We start from the raw sequence: 19,259 nt of genomic DNA on the forward strand, positions 1-19,259 counted from the left end.
GATCGTTCGTCAAGCCGAACAACCGGACTTCTGGAGCGAACACGCATGGCCGAGCGCGGCGCACCACTGGACGTCATCGCAGCCTCCCTGCGACGGGAACGCGCCCGCACGGGGCTGTCCCTCAGCGAGGTCGCCAAGCGGGCGGGCATCGCCAAGTCGACGTTGTCCCAACTGGAAGCCGGCAGCGGCAACCCGAGCGTGGAAACGCTGTGGGCGCTCAGCGTGGTGCTCGACGTGCCGTTCGCGCGGCTGGTCGAGCCGGTGCGGCCGCAGGTGCAGGTCATCCGCGCCGACGAGGGGCCCACCTTCTACTCCGAGCGCTCCGACTACGTGGCGACGCTCGTGGCGTCCTGCCCGCCGAACGCGCGCCGCGACATCTTCCGCATCTCGGCCGAGCCGGGCACGCCGCGCCGCTCCGACCCGCACATGCCCGGCGTGGTGGAGCACGTGGTGCTCAGCTCGGGCCGGGCCCTGGTCGGCCTGGTGGACGAGCCGGTGGAACTCGCCCCCGGCGACTACATCGCCTACCCGGGCGACGTGGCGCACATCTTCCAGGCCCTGGAGCCGGGCACCCGTGCGGTGCTGGTCTCCGAGCACACGTAGGCGCGCGCGTCGCTAGCTCGACGACGGACGAGCGGCTCCTCCCGCTGCGTCAGAAGACGGCCACCGCGCCCGCGGCGTCCGGTGTGACCAGGCCGTGGCGTTCCCGGACCAGCACCGCGGGCGTCACCCCGGCCAGGTCACGCGTCTCGCGCGTCAAGTGGGCCTGGTCGGCGTAGCCGGCGGCCGCCGCGAAGTCCGCCAGCGACGACGGGCGCACGGCGTCCGCGCTGCGCAGGAAACGCTGGAACCGCACGATCCGCTGCAGCGCCTTGGGCCCGAGGCCGACGTGCTCGGTGAACAGCCGGCGCAACTGGCGGCCCGTCAGCGACACCTCGTCCGCCACCGAGTCCAGCGGCGCGCCCCGCCAGATCCGGCTCACCGCGTGCCGCACCCGCGGATCACCCGGCCGCGGACGCAACGCCGACGGGAAAGCACCGCGCCACACCGATTCCGCGACCGTGCGGGCAGCCGCGTCCGGCAGCACCGCGCTCAACGGCACCACCGCGTCCCGCACCTCGTGGCCCGGCAGGCCCAGCACCGCGGCGATCGCCTCGGTCCGCAGCCGCAGCCCGCGCAGCTCCGCGCCATGCGGCAACTGGTGCAACGCGGGCGCCAACGTGGGCCCCACCAGGCAGGCCGCGCCGGTCGATGCCACGATCACGTCCGCCGCCGCGTCCGGCACCACCCGCTGCACGAACTCGCCCGGCGCCCGCTGCGCCCACCAGCAGCGCACGACACCGGAACCCACCTGTTCGCGGTAGGTGTCCGTTTCGTTCAAGCCGTCCCCGGGCGCGGCTGCCATGCTCCGAGTATGGAACAAGGCGTGCACTTCATCACGGTGGCGACCCGGGACACCGACGTCGCCAGGGCGTTCTACGTGGACGGCCTGGGCTGGCAGCCGTTGCTGGACGTGCCGGACGAAATCCTGTTCTTCCAGATCGCGCCCGGTGTCACGCTCGGGCTGTTCGACACGGTGAAGTTCGCCGCCGACATGAACAGCACCGACATCACTGGGCCGGCCGGGCTGACGTTGTCGCACAACGTCGGCAGCCCGGACGAGGTCGACCGCTGCCTCGCGAAGGCCGCCGAGGTCGGCGCGGACATCGTGAAACCCGGCGAGCGGGCCGCGTTCGGCGGCTACCACGGCCACTTCCGCGACCCGAACGGGCTGATCTGGGAGGTCGCGCACAACCCGTCGTGGTCGGTCGACCCGGACGGCCGGGTGCGGCTCGGCCTGGTGGAGTCCTAGAGCCCCGCCATCACGTCGGTTTCGGTGATGCCCGGCCCCTGGCCCGCGCGGATGAACCACTCGGTGCCGAAGGCGTGGGTGAACGCGTCCTCGGGCATCGCCAGGAACAGGGACTGCTCGCTGATCTGGCTGGCGTGCGCGCGCATCGCCGCGCGTTTGGCGCCCAGCCACGGCCGCACGTCGACCGCGGCGGTGATCTCCGCGGCCGGCTTGCCCAGCTCGCTGAGAGTTTCGACACCGGGGATCTTGATGCCGGACTCGGCGGCCCGCGCGGCGAACTCCGCCAGGCCGGCGCGCATGTGGTCGGTGTTGACCGTGCTCTGGTACACCCGCGGCGTGCCGGCCAGCTCGGCCGCGCGCATCCCGACGCGGTGCACCTGGATGTGGTCCGGGTGGCCGTAGGTGCCGTGGTCGTCGTAGACGGTCAGCACGTCCGCCCGCTCCTCGCGCAGGATCGCCGCGAGCTTCGCCGCCGCCTCCTCCACCGGCGCCCGCCAGAACGAGCCGGGCAGGTCGTTCTCGGGCGTGCCCATCATCCCGGAATCGGTGTAGCCGAGGAACTCCAGCCGTTTCGCGCCGAGAATCTCGGCCGCCGCCCTGGTCTCCTCGACCCGGCGCCGCCACAGCGGCTCGTCGTCGGCGAGGAAGCCGGGCGGCACCTCGCCGTGCTCGCCACGGGTCGCGACGACGAGCACGACCCGGTGCCCCTCTTCGAAGGCCTTGCGCATGATCCCGCCGCAGGCGATGCACTCGTCGTCGGGGTGGGCGTGAAACGTCACCAAGGTCGCCACGAGCCGAGCCTACGGGCGCCGATCACATCGCGGCCACCCCGCCAAGCGCGCCCGGCGCATGTCGTCGACGATAGGCGCATGGACTTCGACGCCGACCTGCCCCAGCACCTGGAACGCCACCTGGCCGCGTTCCTCACCGAGGCGGGCGCGTCCGTCCGGGCAGCGCAGCCGGCGTTCGGCTCCGGCGTCGACACACTGACCGGGTTCGTGCTCGGCGGCGGCAAGCGGCTGCGGCCGACGTTCGCGTGGTGGGCCTGGCGCGGCGCGGGCGGCGACCCGCATGGCCCCGACGCCGAGGGCGTGCTGCGGGCCGTCGCCAGCCTCGAGCTGGTGCAGGCGTGCGCGTTGATCCACGACGACCTCATCGACTCCTCCGACTCGCGCCGCGGCCGCCCCACCGTGCACGTCTCCTACGCCCGGGAGCACCGGGCGAACGGCTGGCTCGGCGCACCCGAAACGTTCGGCCTGGCCGCGTCGGTGCTGATCGGCGACCTGGCGCTGGCCTGGGCGGACGACATGTTCAACAGCGCCCCGCTGCCCGCCGCGACCCTCGACGCCGCGCGCCCGGCGTGGCGCGCCATGCGCACCGAGGTGCTCGCCGGCCAGTACCTGGACGTGCGCACGCAGGCCACCGGCGACACCTCGCCCGAAGCCGCGCTGCGGGTCTCGCGCCTCAAGACCGCCGCCTACACCGTGCAGCGCCCGCTCCACCTCGGCGCCGCGCTGGCCGGCGCGGACGAGCAGCGCATCGCGACGCTGCGCGAGTTCGGCGACGACCTCGGCGTGGCGTTCCAGCTGCGGGACGACCTGCTCGGCGTGTTCGGCGACCCGTCGGTCACCGGCAAGCCGGCGGGCGACGACCTGCGCGAGGGCAAGCGCACGCTGCTGGTCGCACTGGGCCTGCAACTGGCCGAGGACACCGAGCAGCACAAGCTCATCGCCGACGCGATCGGCGCCGACCTCGCCGACGACGAGGTGGACCGGGTGCGCCGGACGCTGACCGAGGTCGGCGCCGTGGACGCGGTCGAGCAGCGGATCACCGCGCTGACCGGGACCGCGCTGGCCGCGCTGGAGCGCGCCAGCCTGGCCGAACCCGCGGCGACCCGGCTCGCCGAGCTGGCCGAACTCGCCACCCAGCGCACCTTCTGACCGGTACACAGTGGACTTCCACCTGGAGTGCGATCCAGGTGGAAGTCCATGCGCGGCAAGCACTTCCGCCACACTGCGCGGGTGTCCCGGGTGTGGCTAGGCTGGCGGTATGACCGACACCACCAGGCCGATCCGGATCGGGCTGCAGCTCCAGCCGCAGCACGCCGACTACCGGACCATCCGCGAAACCGCCTCCGCCGCCGAAGACCTCGGCGTCGACATCATCTTCAACTGGGATCACTTCTACCCCTTGTACGGCGACCCCGACGGCAAGCACTTCGAGTGCTGGACCATGCTCGGCGCCTGGGCGGAGTCGACGTCGCGGGTCGAGATCGGCGCGCTGGTCACCTGCAACAGCTACCGCAACCCCGAGCTGCTCGCCGACATGGCGCGCACGGTCGACCACATCAGCGACGGCCGCCTGATCCTCGGCATCGGCTCCGGCTGGTTCGAGAAGGACTACGACGAGTACGGCTACGAGTTCGGCACCGCGGGCGGCAGGCTCGACGACCTGGCCGAGGCGCTGCCGCGCATCGAGTCGCGGCTGGGCAAGCTCAACCCGGCGCCCACCCGCAAGATCCCGGTGCTGATCGGCGGCGGCGGCGAGAAGAAGACGCTCAAGCTGGTCGCGAAGCACGCCGACATCTGGCACGGCTTCGGCGACCCGGAGACCGTCGAGCGCAAGGTCGGGATCCTGAAGCAGCACTGCGCGGACGTCGGCCGCGACGCCGGCGAGATCGAGATCTCCACCGGCGTGCAGGGCGAGCCGGACGAGCTGGGCCCGAAGCTGCGGGGGCTGGGTGTGAGCCTGTTCACCGTCGGCGTCGGCGGCCCGGACTACGACCTGGGCCTGCTGAAGAAGTGGATCTCGTGGCGCGACGCCCAGAACGGCTGACACCTGCTCGGCGGAGGCGGGTGCGGTGACGCGCCCGCCTCCTCGCTAGAACGCCATGGCCTGGGCGCGGCGCTTCACCTCCGTGCCGTGGTTGGTGCGCAGGGCGTTGATCGGGGTGCTGCCGGGCAGCGTCTCGTCCGCCTCGTAGAGCCAGCGCAGCATCTCGGTGCGGCTGAACCCGGCGTCGGCGAGCACCGTCAGCAGCCCGGTCAGCCCCTTCACCGGCTGCCCGCCGACGAAGAAGTCGGCCGGGACCATGAGGTCGCCGTCGCGCCGGACGGCGAGCAGCTGACCGTCCCGGAGCAGCTGCCGGACCTTGTTCACCGAAAGGCCGATCTGCTCCGCCACTTGCGCCAGCGACAGCACGGCCACGTCGGCGTCGAGGATGTCATCAGCGACTGGGATCGCACTCACGCAAGACAGGGTGCCACATCAGGCCTGGTTGTCCGCAATGTCGCGCGAACGGCGTAACGAAAGCTCAACCACGGCAGTCCCGGGGCGGCTCCACCGACTCCGGCAAAGTCCGTACGATCGGGCGCGTGACGAGCACGGAAACCAGCCTGGCCGGGACGCTCCTGGAGCGGCGTTACCGGGTCGACGGCCTCCTCGCGCGGGGCGGCATGTCGGCCGTCTACCGGGGGTCGGACACGAGGCTGGACCGTCCGGTCGCCATCAAGATCATGGACCCGCGCTTCGCCGACGACCGGTCGTTCGTCGAGCGATTTGAGCGCGAGGCGCGGCTGGCCGCGAAGCTGCACCACCCGAACGTGGTGACAGTGCACGACCAGGGCGTCGACGTGGCAGGCGACCGCTCGCACGTGTTCCTCGTGATGGAGCTGGTCGACGGGGGCACGCTGCGCGATCTGCTGGACCAGCGGGGCAAGCTGGACGTGCCGCTGGCGCTGAGCGTGGCCGAGCAGATGCTCGCCGCGTTGTCGGCCGCGCACCAGGCCGGCCTGGTGCACCGCGACGTGAAGCCGGAGAACGTGCTGATCGGCGCCACCGGCCACCCGTCCACCGGGGTGGTGAAGGTCGCCGACTTCGGCCTCGTGCGGGCCGTCGCGAGCGCGGGCACCACCAGTTCGAGCATCATCCTCGGCACCGTGTCCTACCTGGCGCCCGAGCAGGTCACGACCGGCATGGCGGGCGAGCGCGGCGACGTCTACTCGGCGGGCATCGTGCTCTACGAGATGCTCACCGGCCAGGTGCCCTACACCGGCGACACCGCCATCTCGGTCGCGTACCGGCACGTGAACGACGACGTCCCGGCGCCCAGCACGGTCGAGCCCGGCCTGCCCGCGTTGCTGGACGACCTGGTGCTGCGCGTCACGCGGCGCGCCCCCGAAGCGCGGCCGGCCGACGCCGCCGCGTTCCTGCAGGAGCTGCGCCGCGTGCGGGCGGCGCTGGGCATCGCGCCCGCGCCGATCCCGGTGCTGCCGCCGAAGAAGGTGCCCGCCGCGCCCGCTCCGTCCGCCCCGCCCGTGGACCCGGAAAAGACCGTGCCCGCGTTCTCGCCGGTCGCGACGACGGACCCGATCGCAGGCCCGCGCGGCACTCGCGCGATGGTCCGCCCGCAGGCCGCGCCCATGCCGCCGCCCGCGCCGCCGCGGGAGGACCTGAAGACGTTCGTCCAGCGCCGCCCGGTCGTGCTGTGGGCCGTCATCGCCACGCTGGTGGTGGCGCTGGTCGGCACCGGCGTGTGGTGGTTCAGCGTCGGCGAGGACGCCGCCGACTCGATCGCGATCCCACCGGTGGCAGGCCTGGACCAGGCCACAGCGGAGAAGACGCTGCACGACGCCGGCCTGTCGGTCACCGTGACCCGCCAGTTCAGCGACACCGTCGCGGCGGGCAAGGCGATCGGCAGCGATCCGCAGGCCGGAACGTCGGTGCCGAACAGCAGCTTGGTCACCCTGGTGTTGTCCTCGGGCCGGCCGACGGTGCCCGACATCAGCCCGGGCATCGAGCTGGCGCAGGCGGAGGCGGCCGTCAAGGCGGCCGGGCTCACGCCGCGGCGGGACGAGAGCATCGACACCTACAGCAGCACGGTGCCCGCCGGGAAGGTGCTCGTGGTCGATCCGAAGCCCGGCACCCAGCTCACCATCGGCTCGCCGGTGCGGATCGGCCTGTCGCAGGGCGCCCCGCCGTCGCCGGTGCCCAGCGTCGTCGGGTTGAGCCGGAATGAGGCCTTCCAGCGGTTGAGGGAGGCCGGATTCGAGCCCTACGATGCCGGCACCGAGTTCTCCGCGGACGTACCGAGCGGCAGCGTCACCCGCACCACTCCGGCAGCAGGGACCACCATCGACGGCCATGGCGACAAGCGGGTCGGCGTGTTCACCTCCACCGCGGTCGAGGTCCCGTCCGTGCTCGGACGGCCGGTGCAGGACGCGATCCAGCTGCTCACCGACGCGGGCCTGCAGGCCGAGGTCAAGGGCCGCACGCGGAACTTCTCCATCGTCGTCGGCCAGGATCCCCAGCCCGGCGAGCGGGTCGAACGCGGCAAAAAGGTGAAATTGCAAGTATTTCCTTGATCGACAAGGAGATCGACGTGATTTGACGTCCACAAAGGACCAGTACCCCATTCGAGTGAGAATTGGGAGCCGTTAGCGCTGCCGAAACAAATGGACTACCGTTTCGTCACGTCCGTTTGCTCAAGTAGCAGGCAATCCCGTGTCACCGACCGTAGAGGGGTCGTCTATGGCTGGCCGTCAGCTCAGTGGGCTGGACGTTGCTTTCCTTTGCCTGGAAGGGGAATCGACCCCCATGCACATGGGGGCGGCGGTGATCTTCCAACCGGATGAACCCGCTGACCCGCACCGGATCGCCGATTTGCTCGCCCGGCGGGCGAGACGGATCCCGCGCCTGCGCCAGCGGTTCCGCTCGTCGTTGTTCCCACCGGGGGGAGCGACCTGGGTGGAGGACCCGGAATTCGATCCGCGCCGGCACATCCACGTGCACCGGCTCACCGGGTTCTACGCCGACGATCCGCTCGCCACGCACGCGGCCGAGTGGATAGAGCAGCCGCTGCCGATGGACCGGCCGCTGTGGGACGTGCACGTCGTGACCGGGCTGGCGGAGGGCCGGTTCGCGCTGCTGCTCAAGCTGCACCACGCGTTCACCGACGGGGCTGGCGCGTTCGCGGTGGCCGCCGGACTGCTGGACGAGCTGCCGATCACGCGGATGCTCATCGAGGCGGCCGACCGGACGGCCGATCCCCGTTCGCCGCTGGCGGCGCTGCGGGACGGGGTCGTGGAGGCAGTCAGACAGGCCGGGGAGAACGCGGCGATCGCGTCGGCGGTCCTGCGTGCCGCACGGCCGTACCCGTTCTCCCCGTTGGGGGCGCCGGATTCGGCCAGCCGGCGGCTCGGGTTCGTCCGGTTGCCGCTCGCCGACATCCGCACCATCCGCGGCACGCACGGCGGCACGCCCAACGACGTCGTGCTCGCCGTCCTGGCCGGCGCGCTGCGGGAGTGGATGATCAACCGCGGGCAGCGCCCGGACGCGCGTACGTTGCGGGCTCTGATCCCGGTGAGCATGCGGGCGCGTGAGGGCGGCTTGGGCGCCAACCAGCTGTCCGGTTACCTGTGCGATCTGCCGGTGCACCTGGACGATCCGGTGCGGCGGTTGCGGGAGATCCGCTGGTCGATGAACCGGAACAAGGCGGCGGGGCCGCAGCGCGGGGCGGGTGCGCTGCCGGTGCTGGCCGACCGGTTGCCGCCGGGGCTGCACCGGCTGGCGACGAAGGTGGCCGGGAAGGCCGCGGGGGTGCTGTTCGACACGGTGATCACGAACGTGCCGTTGCCGAAGCTGGACCTGGCCCTGGGCGGCGCGCGGTTGTGCGAGATCTACCCGTCCGTGCCGCTGGCGCCGCGCCACGCGGTGGGCGTCGCGACTGCCACGTACGCCGACCACGTCCACATCGGACTGCAAATGAACGGCGACGCGGTGTCCGACACCGGTTCGCTGCGGGACGCCGTGCTGAAGTCCGCCGCTGCTCTGTACGAGCGGTCGATCTAAACATCCGGCGCGGTTTCAGTCATGATGAAGCCATGCCGGTCCCCGACGCGCAGTGGCTTCGCCGTGCCACGAAGAGTGCCATCGTCGTCCCCGTCCCCGAGACGGACCACCTGGTCACCCGGCATCGGCGGACCGTGCCGGCGCACGTGACCGTGCTGTACCCGTTCGTGGCGCCGCGGGACATCGACGCCGCGACGGTGGCTGATCTGGAGGCCGCGCTGGTCGGCATCGAGGCGTTCGAGTGCGAGTTTTCGCAGGTCGGGTGGTTCGGCTCGGAGGTGGTGTGGCTGGCGCCGGAGCCGGACGAGCACTTCCGGGCGCTGACGCAGGCGGTGTGCGAACGTTTCCCGGCGCACCCGCCCTACGGCGGCGAGCACCCCGACACGGTCCCCCACCTGACCGTGGTGGACCACCGCACGGGCGACGCCCACACCCGGCGGCGCGCGGCGGCGGAACTGGCCGCGGCGCTCCCGGTGCGGGCCTGGATCGACCGCGTGCACCTGGTAGCGGGCGAGGACGAACACGGCCCGTGGCGCACGGTGACGGCCTTCGAGCTGCCCGCGCCGCTACAGCGCCCCAGGGAAGCCGCCAAAGACTACTTCGCGAGCTGAGAACGCGGCTACGCAACGGACACCCGGCAACGAAACGCGCCAACCCCCGAACCACCCCTCTCCCGCAACCGATTTGGCTGGGGATCGGGTTCGGGAGGGCACCAAGATCCGGGCGTAGCGAAGCGAAGCCCGGCGCCCGAGAAACTCGCGTAGCGCCGCAGCAATCAACCCCGCAACATCTCAGCCACCAGAAACGCCAGCTCCAGTGACTGCTGCGTGTTCAGCCGCGGATCACAAGCCGTCTCGTACCGGCCGGCCAGATCGGAATCGGAGATCTCCTGCGCCCCGCCGAGGCACTCGGTGACGTCTTCGCCGGTGAGCTCGATGTGGATGCCGCCGGGGTAGCTGCCGAGCTTGTGGTGCACCTCGAAGAAGCCCTGGACCTCGTCGATGATGCGGTCGAAGTGGCGGGTCTTGTAGCCGCTGGACGACTCGTGCGTGTTGCCGTGCATCGGGTCGCACTGCCAGATGACCTTGTGGCCGGTGGCCTCGACCTTTTCCACGATGGCGGGCAGGACGTCGCGGACCTTGCCGTTGCCCATGCGGGAGATGAGGGTGACGCGGCCGGGCTGGTTGCGCGGGTCGAGCCGTTCCACGTACTCCACGGCCTGCTCGGGCGTGGTGGTCGGGCCGATCTTGACGCCGATGGGGTTGGCCAGCAGTTCGGCGAGGGCGATGTGGGCGCCGTCGAGCTGCCGGGTGCGCTCGCCGATCCACAGGAAGTGCGACGACAGGTTGTACAGCTTCGGGTTGGCCGCGTTGGCGTTGTCCATCCGCAGCATGGCGCGCTCGTAGTCGAGCAGCAGGGCCTCGTGGCTGGCGAAGATCTCGGTGGAGTGCAGCGAGGTGTCGCTGACGCCACACGCGGACATGAACCGCAGGCCGCGGTCGATCTCACCGGCCAGCGCCTCGTAGCGCTCGCCCGCGGGCGAGGTGCGGACGAAGTCCTTGTTCCAGTCGTGCACCTGGGCGAGGTCGGCCATGCCGGCGCCGGTGAGAGCGCGGACCAGGTTCATCGCCGCGCCGGAATTGGCGTAGGCGCGGATCATGCGGCCCGGGTCGGGGACGCGCAGCTCGGGCTTGGCGACGAGCGAGTTGACGATGTCACCGCGGTAGACGGGCAGGCCGAGCGCGTCGGTGCTGTTGGAGCGCGGCTTGGCGTACTGGCCCGCGATGCGCCCCACCTTCACGACGGGCAGGCTGGCGCCGTAGGTGAGGACGACGGCCATCTGCAGGAGCGTGCGCAGGTTGGCGCGGATGTGCGGCTCGGTGTTGGACTCGAACGTCTCGGCGCAGTCGCCGCCCTGGAGCAGGAAGGCCTCGCCGCGGGCGACCATGGCGAGGCGGTCCTGGAGCCGGTCGATCTCGGCGGGCACGGTGATGGGCGGCACGGCCTCGAGCAGGTGGCGGACCCGGCCGACCGCGTCGGCGTCGGGCCACTCCGGCTGCTGGGCGGCGGGGCGGGACAGGGCGTCGTCCAGCCGGGCACGCAGTTCCGGCGGCAGGGGCGGCAGCTCGGGAAGGGTGTCGACGGGCACGTCCACGGTCCAGTTCACCACCCCAGGATATGGGGTGCGCTGGGACGATCCGCCCCGAGGTGGCGGGGGCCACCCCGAACGTGGAACTCGCGCGTCCGAGTGTCGAACTCGCCGCCCCGCCCGCGAGTCCCACGCTCCCCGGCGCGAGTCCCGGGTGGGGCGCCGTCGTGCGCGGCCGTCCGCAGCTGGCCCGCCACGGTGTCGATCGCCGCGTCCGGACTCGGGTCGTCGGTCAGGGTGACCGCGATCGCCAGTGACGGGCCCATCGAACGGAAGAACCCGAACAACGACAGGAACACGATGATCACGACCGCCGCCACCGACGTGATCGCCTCGCCGACGCGGCTCACCGCGGTCACCATTGCCTGTCAGCTGCTCCCGGAAGAGCCCTAGCGCGCCTTCCACTCGTGCGCGAGGAGCCCGAGGAGCACCTCGTCCAGGAACTCGCCCATCACCCACGCTGACTTGCGCAGCACGCCCTCCCGGACGAAGCCGTTGCGCTCCGCCGCCCGCAGCATCGCGAAGTTGTCCGCCAGCGTCTCGATCTGCAGCCGCTGCAGGCCGCGCACCACGAAGCCGTAGTGGCACAGCACCGCGACCACGTCGCTGCCGTAACCCTTGCCGCGCGCGGACGGCAGCAGTCCCAGCCCGATGTGCGCGGACCGGTTGTGGGTGTCGATCCCCCACAGCGTCGCGGTGCCGACCAGCGTGTCGCCCGCCAGCTCGACGACCGAGAACGGGACGTGTTCCTCCCCGCTGTCGTCGACGTGCAGCCGCCGGTCCTTCGAGCTCGGCGAGATCGGCCGCCACGGCCGGCTTTCGGCCCGGGAACCGTTGACGACGTCGTCGTAGAGCTCGGTCCGCAGGATCGGGATGTCCTCGTCGTACCGGGCCCGCAGCCCGACCTTCTCGCCCTTCAGCATGCGGGCTTCCTATCCGACCGGACCGGCCGCAGCAACCGAATATGAACTACCGGGCAGCCGCCGCGTTGTAGAGCGCCTCCGCGTCCGCGCCGAAGTACGGGCCGAACATCACGCCGGGCAGGAACGTGTAGCCGAAGCTGTTCACCGAGTTCTGGATGCCGGTCCCGGTCGCCTCGTTGAAGTTGAGCAACCACGGGCCGCCGCTGGAGCCGCCGGTCATGTTGCAGCGCATTCCGAGGTCGTTGCTGCCGAACGTGTCGTTGAAGGTGCGGCCGGCGCAGTAGGTCAGCTCGCTGCCGTCGTACGGCGGCTCGGCCGGGTAGCCGAAGCTGTACATCACCTGCCCGCGCGGCTGGTTGAACGCGATGCCCTGCGAGCCGACGACATCGGTGAGGTACTGGCCGTTGAGCGGGGCGACGACGGCGGCGCCGACGTCGTAGTTGAGGTCCTCGCTCGCCTGCCACTGCGGCGTGGTGAGGGTCGTGGTGGCCGCCCACTCGCCGTACGGGGCGTTGCCGTTGTCGTAGCCCGGCACGAAGACCCAGTTGGTGTGCCAGCTGCCCTGGTACTTCACGCAGTGTCCAGCGGTGATGACGACGCTGCTGTTGGCGCTGGTGACAGCGTCCCCGCTGCAGGAGGCCGGGGAACCGTTGAAGGTGAAGAACACCCGTCCCGAGGTGTGGGTGACCGCGCCGCCGCCGGTCCACGGGTCGCCGGTGCCGACCTTCGAGGTCCGCGACGGGAGCAGGCGCGGCACCGCGGTGCGGACGTCGGCGCTGAGGTCCCGCGCGGCGGTCATTAGGCCGTCGAGCGGTTTGGCCGAGCGCATCTTCTCCGGCGTCCAGTACTCCGCGGCACCGGCGCCGTGGACGTGGACCGCCGGGCCGGGCGCCGCCGTGGCGGGCGCGTTGAACACCGCCGTGGTGACCGCGGCGACCGCCGCGAGGACCAGTGCCCGGATACCTGTTCGCTTCATGACGCCACCCGTCTGCCGGTCGACCCGTTGTCACCGAAAGTTAGGCGGACGCGACGGGGTGAACAATCGGCCGTTCGGGCCCAGGGTGAGCCCGAACGGCCGATGCGCGATATTTGGTTGCGTTACACCACAGCGAGCGGCAGAGCCGTCGGGTGCACCGGGGCGGGCAGGTCCGACGCGCCGGTCAGGTAGGCGTCGACGGCGTTGGCCACCGAGCGGCCCTCCGCGATAGCCCACACCACCAGCGAGGCGCCGCGGTGCGCGTCACCGCAGACGAACACGCCGGGCGCCTCGGTCTGCCAGTCGGGGCCGCACGAGATGGTGCCGCGCCGGGTCAGCTGGATGCCCAGGTCGTCGAGCAGCCGCATGTGCTCCACGCCCTCGAAACCGATGGCCAACAACACCAGGTCGGCCGGGATCTCCTCGATCTCGTCCGACACCGGCAGCACCTCGCGGCGCCCGGTCTCCGGGTCCTTCACGACCTTGACCCGCTGCAGCTCGATCGCGCGGACGTGCCCGTTCTCGTCACCCACGAACCGCCGCACGGCGACGCCGAACTTCCGCTCGCCGCCCTCCTCGTGCGCCGGGTAGGTGCGCAGCACGTACGGCCAGGTGGGCCACGGCGAGCGCTCGTCGTCGCGGGTCGTCGGCGGCATCGGGTACTGGTCCAGCTGGACCACCGAGGCCGCGCCCTGGCGGATCGCGGTGCCGTAGGAGTCGGCGCCGGTGTCACCGCCGCCGATGATCACCACGTGCTTGCCGCGCGCGTGGATCGGCGACGGGCCGTCGCCCTCGCACTGCTTGTTGGCGGGCACCAGGTGCTCCATCGCCAGGTGGATGCCCTTGAGCTCCCGGCCCGGCGTGGTGGTGTCGTCGCGGCCACGCAGCGCGCCGACGGCCAGCACGACCGCGTCGTAGCGCGCCCAAAGCTCCTCGACGGTGACGTCGACGCCGACCTCGCAGCCCGTGACGAACTGCGTGCCCTCCTTCTTGAGCTGGGCCAGGCGCTTGTCGAGGTGCTTCTTCTCCATCTTGAACTCGGGGATGCCGTAGCGGAGCAGCCCGCCGAGCCGGTCGTCCCGCTCGAAGACGGTCACGTCGTGCCCGGCGCGGGTGAGCTGCTGGGCGGCGGCGAGCCCGGCCGGGCCGGACCCGACCACGGCGACGCGCTGACCGCTGGCCACCTCGGCGACCTGCGGCTGGGCCAGGCCCAGCTCCCACGACTTCTCCGCGATCGTCGCCTCCACGCGCTTGATCGCGACCGGCCCGCCGGACAACGGCGAGATGGACAGCGTGCAGCCCGCCTCGCACGGCGCCGGGCACAGCTTCCCGGTGAACTCCGGGAAGTTGTTGGTGGCGTGCAGCCGGTCGCTGGCCGCGGTCCAGTCGCCGCGGCGCACCAGGTCGTTCCACTCCGGGATCAGGTTGCCCAGCGGGCAGCCGGAACCGGCCGAGTGGCAGAACGGGATGCCGCAGTCCATGCAGCGGGTGGCCTGGGTGCGCACCTGCTGGTCGCGCTCGGCCGGTTCGAGGTCGACGTAGACCTCGCGCCAGTCCTCGGCGCGGTGCTCCTTGGGGCGCTTGGGCGGCTCGACCCGCTCGTACTTCAGGAAGCCCTTGGGGTCAGCCACGAGACGCCACCTCCATGATCGCCTCGTCGACGTCGCGGCCTGCGGCCTTCGCGGCCTTGGTCGCCTCCAGCACGCGCCTGTAGTCGCGCGGCATGACCTTCGTGAAGCTCGCCGACCGGCGCGGCCAGTCGCCGAGCAGCGACGCGGCGACCGCCGAGCGGGTGAGTTCGTGGTGACGGGTCACGATGTCCTTCAACCAGTTCAGATCCTCGGGCTCGAGCGGGAGCAGCTCGACCATCTCGCGGTTGACGCTGCCCTCGTCGAGGTCGAGGACGTAGCCGATACCGCCGGACATGCCCGCGGCGAGGTTGCGGCCGGTCGGACCGAGCACCACGGCACGGCCACCGGTCATGTATTCGAAGGCGTGGTCGCCCACGCCCTCGGCGACGACGGTGGCGCCCGAGTTGCGTACGCAGAACCGCTCGCCCACGTGCCCGCGCAGGAACATCTCCCCCGCGGTGGCGCCGTAGGCCAGCGTGTTGCCGGCGATGACCTGACGTTCGGCGGCGAACGTCGCGTCCGGGTGCGGCCGCACGATGATGCGGCCGCCGGACAGGCCCTTGCCGACGTAGTCGTTGGCGTCGCCCACCATCTCCAGCGTGACGCCGCGCGGCAGGAACGCGCCCAGCGACTGCCCCGCCGAGCCGACGAGGCGGATGTGGATCGTGCCGTCGGGCAGGCCCTCCCCGCCGTAGCGGCGGGTGATCTCCGAGCCGAGCAGCGTGCCGACGGTGCGGTTGACGTTGCGCACCGGCAGTTCCAGCCGGACCGGGTGCGCGTCCTCCAGCGCCGCCTCGGACAGCTGGATGAGCGTGCGGTCCAGTGCGTGCTCGAGGCCGTGGTCCTGCTCGCGGATCTTGCGCCGGGCGCCGCCGTACGGGGTGTCGGTCGGCATCTCGAAGATCGGCGACAGGTCCAGGCCGCTGGCCTTCCAGTGGTCGACGGCGTCGTCGGTGTCCAGCACGTCGGCGCGGCCGATCGCCTCGTCCAGGGTGCGGAAACCCAGCTCCGCCAGCAGTTCCCGGACCTCCTGCGCGACGAACCGGAAGTAGTTCACCACGTGCTCGGCCTGGCCGGTGTAGCGCTTGCGCAGCTCCGGGCTCTGCGTGGCGACACCGACGGGGCAGGTGTCGAGGTGGCAGACGCGCATCATGATGCAGCCGGCCACGATCAGCGGCGCGGTCGCGAAACCGTACTCCTCGGCGCCGAGCAGCGCGGCGACCACGACGTCGCGGCCGGTCTTCATCGCGCCGTCGACCTGCACGGTGATGCGGTCGCGCAGCCCGTTCAGCATCAGGGTCTGCTGGGTCTCGGCCAGGCCGATCTCCCACGGCGTGCCCGCGTGCTTGAGCGAGTTCAGCGGCGAGGCGCCGGTGCCACCGTCGTGACCGGAGATCAGTACGACGTCCGCGTGCGCCTTCGACACACCGGCCGCGACCGTGCCGACGCCGAGCGAGCTGACCAGCTTCACGTGGATGCGGGCCTGCTCGTTGGCGTTCTTCAGGTCGTGGATCAGCTGCGCCAGGTCCTCGATCGAGTAGATGTCGTGGTGCGGCGGCGGCGAGATGAGGCCGACGCCCGGCGTCGAGTGCCGGGTGCGCGCGATCCACGGGTACACCTTGTTCGGCGGCAGCTGGCCGCCCTCGCCGGGCTTGGCGCCCTGCGCCATCTTGATCTGGATGTCGTCGGCGTTGACCAGGTACTCGCTCGTCACACCGAACCGGCCGCTGGCGACCTGCTTGATCGCGCTGCGCCGCTCGGGGTCGTAGAGCCGCTCCGGGTCCTCGCCGCCCTCACCGGTGTTGGAGCGGCCGCCGATGCGGTTCATCGCGATCGCGAGCGTCTGGTGCGCCTCGGCCGAGATCGAACCGTAGGACATCGCGCCGGTGTTGAACCGCTTGCAGATCGACTCGACCGACTCGACCTCGTCGATGGGCACTGGGGCGCGGCCGTCCTTGCGGAACTTGAACAACCCGCGCAGCGCGCCGCCCTCGCGGGAGAGGCGGTGCACCTCCTCGGTGTACTTGCGGTACACCTCGTCGCGGCGCGTCTTGCTGGCGTGCTGCAGCAGGAACACCGTCTCCGGGGTGAACAGGTGCAGCTCGCCCTCGCGGCGGTAGGCGTACTCGCCGCCGCTGTCCAGACGGCGGTGCACCCGGTCGGTGGGGTTGTCCGGGTACGCCCGGCGGTGCCGGACGGCGACCTCCTCGGCGAGCACGTCGAGACCGACGCCGCCCAGCTTGGACACCGTGCCGGTGAAGTACTCGTCGAGCAGTTCCTGCGACAGCCCGAAGGACTCGAACACCTGCGCCGCGGTGTAGGCGCCGACAGTCGAGATGCCCATCTTGGACATGATCTTCAAGACGCCCTTGACGAGCGCGTTGACGTAGTTGCGCACCGCCTTGCGCGGCTCGATGCCGGTGATCGCGCCCTGCGCGATCATGTCCTCGATCGTCTCGAAGGCCAGGTACGGGTTCACCGCGGCCGCGCCATAACCGAGCAGCAGCGCGATGTGGTGCACCTCGCGGGCGTCACCGCTCTCGACGACGAGCGCGACGCGCAGCCGCTCCTTGGTGCGCACCAGGTGGTGGTGCACCGCGGAGACCAGCAGCAGCGACGGGATCGGCGCCATCTTGTGGTCGGAGTCCCGGTCGGACAGCACGAGCGTGCGCGCGCCGGCCGCGATCGCCTCGGACGCCTCGCGGCGCACCCGCTCGATCGCCTCCGCCAGCGCCTTGCCGCCGCCGTCCACTTCGAACAGTCCGGACAGGACGGTGCAGGCGAAGCCGGGCAGGTCGCCGTCGTCGTTGATGTGGATGAGCTTGGCCAGCTCGTCGTTGTCGATAACCGGGTACGGCAGCTGGATGTGCCGGCACGACGCCGGGCCCGGGTCGAGCAGGTTGCGCTCGGGACCCATGATCCGGCTCATCGAGGTGACCAGCTCCTCGCGGATCGCGTCCAGCGGCGGGTTGGTCACCTGGGCGAAGCCCTGTTTGAAGTAGTCGTAGAGCTGCCGGGAACGCTTCGACAGCACGGCGGGCGGGGTGTCGGTGCCCATCGAGCCCAGCGGCTCGGCGCCCTTCTCGGCCATCGGCGCGAGCAGGATCTTCAGCTCCTCCTCGGTGTAGCCGAACGCGAGCTGACGGCGCAGCACCGAGTCGTGGCTCTGCGTGACGTGGTCGCGGTCCTGCAGGTCGGCCAGCTGCAGCAGGCCGGCGTGCAGCCACTCCTCGTACGGGTGCTGCTTCGCCAGCTCCGACTTGACCTCGTCGTCGGCGACGATGCGGCCGGCCTCGGTGTCCACCAGGAACATGCGGCCCGGCTTGAGGCGCCCCTTGGCGACCACCTGGTCCGGCGGCACGTCCAGGACGCCGGCCTCGCTGGCCAGCACGACGCGGTCGTCGGCCGTGCGCCACCAGCGGCACGGGCGCAGGCCGTTGCGGTCGAGCACCGCGCCGACGAGCGTGCCGTCGGTGAACGTGACGCACGCGGGGCCGTCCCACGGCTCCATCAGGCTGGCGTGGAACTGGTAGAACGCGCGGCGCTGCGGGTCCATGGTGGCGTGGTTCTCCCACGCCTCCGGGATCATCATCAGCACGGCGTGCGGCAGGCTGCGGCCGCCCAGGTGCAGCAGTTCGAGCACCTCGTCGAAGGACGCCGAGTCGGACGCCTCCGGCGAGCAGATCGGGTACAGCCGGGTCAGGTCGCCCGGGATCAGGCCCGATTCGAGCAGCGCCTCGCGGGCCCGCATGCGGTTGCGGTTGCCGCGGATCGTGTTGATCTCACCGTTGTGCGCGACGAACCGGAACGGGTGCGCCAGCGGCCACGACGGGAACGTGTTGGTGGAGAACCGGCTGTGCACCAGTGCGATCGCGCTGGTGAGCCGCCGGTCGCGCAGGTCGCCGAAGAACGCGGGGAGCTGCTCGGGCGTGAGCATTCCCTTGTAGACCAAGGTGCGCGAGGACAGCGACGGGAAGTACGTGCCGCACTCGGCCACGACGCTTTCGTTCTCGACCCGCTTGCGCAGGCAGAAGGTGAGCCGGTCCAGGGCGAGACCGGACGGCCGCACGCCGTCGGCGTCCGGCCTGCCCGCCACGAACAGCATGGCGAAGTGCGGCATCACCGAACGCGCGGTGGGGCCGATGTCCGCCCCGTCGGCGTCGACCGGGACCTCGCGCCAGCCCAGGACCTCGAGGCTTTCCTCGTCGGCGAGGCGCTCGATCAGCGCCACGGCCTTGCCGCGCGCCTCCTCCTCGGCCGGCAGGAACGCGATGCCCGCCGCGTAGCGGTGGTGGCCCTGCGCGTCGGGTTCGGGCAGCTCGAAGCCGGCTTCCTCGCGGAGCAGCTGGTCGGGCAGCTGCACGAGGATCCCGGCGCCGTCGCCGGAAGTCGGTTCGGCGCCCGCGGCGCCCCGGTGGTCCAGGTTGATCAGCGCCGTCAGCCCGTCCGTGACGATGGCGTGCGTGCGCCGGCCCTGAATGTCGGCCACCATCGCCACACCGCAGGAATCCTGCTCCGTGGCAGGGTCGTACAGGCCCTGCTTGCCCGGGTTGGCGGAGAAGATCATGCGGGGACCTCCTTCGTCGTCTCAATGCTCAGTTCGGAAAGTTCCCCCGGTACTGCTGCAGGGACGACGATGGCCCTTGGATTAGCGCGACCTTAACACCCAGGAAACATGACGGCACCCTCTCGGAGTGTGGATTTTCTCATCCGATCGGTAACGATCTGGCTGCGAGGAACGACGTCGTTCTTGATGGGCTGCTTCGGTTCTGCTTACCGAGCATACGCGTCGCGCGATCCCATCAATATTACGCGAGGATCCCGCCCGGCGGCCAGATTCGCCGGTGGTAGCGTTCCTCACGCTGGTCAGCGGCTTGCC

Annotated in this window: 16 protein-coding genes; 7 read left to right on the top strand and 9 right to left on the bottom strand. The window is 71.2% G+C overall.

Going from position 1 to position 19,259, the window contains the following annotated elements:
* Positions 1 to 45: 45 nt before the first annotated feature.
* Entirely contained in the window at positions 46 to 603 is a 558-nt protein-coding gene (locus AMETH_RS25310; protein WP_017983979.1) for a helix-turn-helix domain-containing protein, read from the top strand.
* Positions 604 to 652: 49 nt separating this feature from the next.
* Here the strand turns inward: AMETH_RS25310 and AMETH_RS25315 are convergent, their stop codons facing one another.
* Positions 653 to 1,405 (bottom strand): helix-turn-helix domain-containing protein, encoded by a 753-nt coding sequence (locus tag AMETH_RS25315; protein ID WP_017983980.1) that lies wholly within the window; start codon positions 1,403 to 1,405, stop codon positions 653 to 655.
* A 9-nt stretch (positions 1,406 to 1,414) separates the two neighbouring features.
* On the opposite strand from AMETH_RS25315, the gene AMETH_RS25320 reads away from it, so the two are divergent.
* Positions 1,415 to 1,852: a VOC family protein gene (locus AMETH_RS25320; RefSeq protein ID WP_026153351.1), complete on the top strand. Its 438-nt coding sequence runs from the start codon at positions 1,415 to 1,417 to the stop codon at positions 1,850 to 1,852.
* On the opposite strand, the gene AMETH_RS25325 is transcribed toward AMETH_RS25320, so the two are convergent.
* Positions 1,849 to 2,643, bottom strand: a complete 795-nt coding sequence (locus AMETH_RS25325) for a PIG-L family deacetylase (RefSeq protein ID WP_017983982.1) — start codon at positions 2,641 to 2,643, stop codon at positions 1,849 to 1,851. The two genes, AMETH_RS25320 and AMETH_RS25325, sit on opposite strands and share 4 nt — an antisense overlap.
* 78 nt (positions 2,644 to 2,721) lie before the next feature.
* Between AMETH_RS25325 and AMETH_RS25330 the strand changes: the two genes are divergently transcribed.
* Both AMETH_RS25330 and AMETH_RS25335 read left to right on the top strand, forming a co-directional pair.
* Positions 2,722 to 3,792, top strand: coding sequence for a polyprenyl synthetase family protein (locus tag AMETH_RS25330; RefSeq protein ID WP_017983983.1), 1,071 nt, complete (start codon positions 2,722 to 2,724; stop codon positions 3,790 to 3,792).
* Between the two features lie 109 nt (positions 3,793 to 3,901).
* Positions 3,902 to 4,687, top strand: coding sequence for an LLM class F420-dependent oxidoreductase (locus AMETH_RS25335; protein WP_017983984.1), 786 nt, complete (start codon positions 3,902 to 3,904; stop codon positions 4,685 to 4,687).
* A 45-nt stretch (positions 4,688 to 4,732) separates the two neighbouring features.
* On the opposite strand, the gene AMETH_RS25340 is transcribed toward AMETH_RS25335, so the two are convergent.
* Positions 4,733 to 5,101, bottom strand: coding sequence for an Rv2175c family DNA-binding protein (locus tag AMETH_RS25340; RefSeq protein ID WP_017983985.1), 369 nt, complete (start codon positions 5,099 to 5,101; stop codon positions 4,733 to 4,735).
* A 125-nt stretch (positions 5,102 to 5,226) separates the two neighbouring features.
* Here AMETH_RS25340 and pknB point away from each other — a divergent pair, with 125 nt between their 5' ends.
* The 3 genes from pknB to AMETH_RS25355 all read left to right on the top strand — a co-directional run bounded on the left by pknB (position 5,227) and on the right by AMETH_RS25355 (position 9,312).
* Entirely contained in the window at positions 5,227 to 7,215 is a 1,989-nt protein-coding gene (pknB, locus tag AMETH_RS25345; RefSeq protein ID WP_017983986.1) for a Stk1 family PASTA domain-containing Ser/Thr kinase, read from the top strand.
* Positions 7,216 to 7,381: 166 nt separating this feature from the next.
* The gene (locus AMETH_RS25350) at positions 7,382 to 8,701 is read left to right on the top strand and encodes a wax ester/triacylglycerol synthase family O-acyltransferase (protein WP_223842931.1); all 1,320 of its coding nucleotides are present in this window, start codon (positions 7,382 to 7,384) and stop codon (positions 8,699 to 8,701) included.
* Between the two features lie 32 nt (positions 8,702 to 8,733).
* Positions 8,734 to 9,312, top strand: a complete 579-nt coding sequence (locus AMETH_RS25355; protein WP_017983988.1) for a 2'-5' RNA ligase family protein — start codon at positions 8,734 to 8,736, stop codon at positions 9,310 to 9,312.
* Between the two features lie 164 nt (positions 9,313 to 9,476).
* Here AMETH_RS25355 and AMETH_RS25360 read toward each other — a convergent pair whose 3' ends face one another.
* The 6 genes from AMETH_RS25360 to gltB all read right to left on the bottom strand — a co-directional run bounded on the left by AMETH_RS25360 (position 9,477) and on the right by gltB (position 18,947).
* Positions 9,477 to 10,868: a class II 3-deoxy-7-phosphoheptulonate synthase gene (locus AMETH_RS25360; protein ID WP_026153352.1), complete on the bottom strand. Its 1,392-nt coding sequence runs from the start codon at positions 10,866 to 10,868 to the stop codon at positions 9,477 to 9,479.
* The gene (locus tag AMETH_RS25365) at positions 10,865 to 11,200 is read right to left on the bottom strand and encodes a hypothetical protein (protein ID WP_156131725.1); all 336 of its coding nucleotides are present in this window, start codon (positions 11,198 to 11,200) and stop codon (positions 10,865 to 10,867) included. The genes AMETH_RS25360 and AMETH_RS25365 overlap by 4 nt, the downstream gene beginning before the upstream one ends.
* Before the next feature lie 39 nt (positions 11,201 to 11,239).
* Positions 11,240 to 11,773 (bottom strand): GNAT family N-acetyltransferase, encoded by a 534-nt coding sequence (locus tag AMETH_RS25370; protein WP_017983990.1) that lies wholly within the window; start codon positions 11,771 to 11,773, stop codon positions 11,240 to 11,242.
* A 46-nt stretch (positions 11,774 to 11,819) separates the two neighbouring features.
* Positions 11,820 to 12,749 (bottom strand): trypsin-like serine peptidase, encoded by a 930-nt coding sequence (locus AMETH_RS25375; protein ID WP_017983991.1) that lies wholly within the window; start codon positions 12,747 to 12,749, stop codon positions 11,820 to 11,822.
* A gap of 122 nt (positions 12,750 to 12,871) precedes the next feature.
* Positions 12,872 to 14,380, bottom strand: coding sequence for a glutamate synthase subunit beta (locus AMETH_RS25380; RefSeq protein WP_017983992.1), 1,509 nt, complete (start codon positions 14,378 to 14,380; stop codon positions 12,872 to 12,874).
* Entirely contained in the window at positions 14,373 to 18,947 is a 4,575-nt protein-coding gene (gene gltB, locus AMETH_RS25385) for a glutamate synthase large subunit (protein ID WP_017983993.1), read from the bottom strand. The genes AMETH_RS25380 and gltB overlap by 8 nt, the downstream gene beginning before the upstream one ends.
* Positions 18,948 to 19,259: the final 312 nt, after the last annotated feature.

Origin of the sequence: Amycolatopsis methanolica 239, assembly GCF_000739085.1 — a bacterium.
In the GTDB taxonomy this organism is placed as follows: Bacteria; Actinomycetota; Actinomycetes; order Mycobacteriales; family Pseudonocardiaceae; genus Amycolatopsis_E; species Amycolatopsis_E methanolica.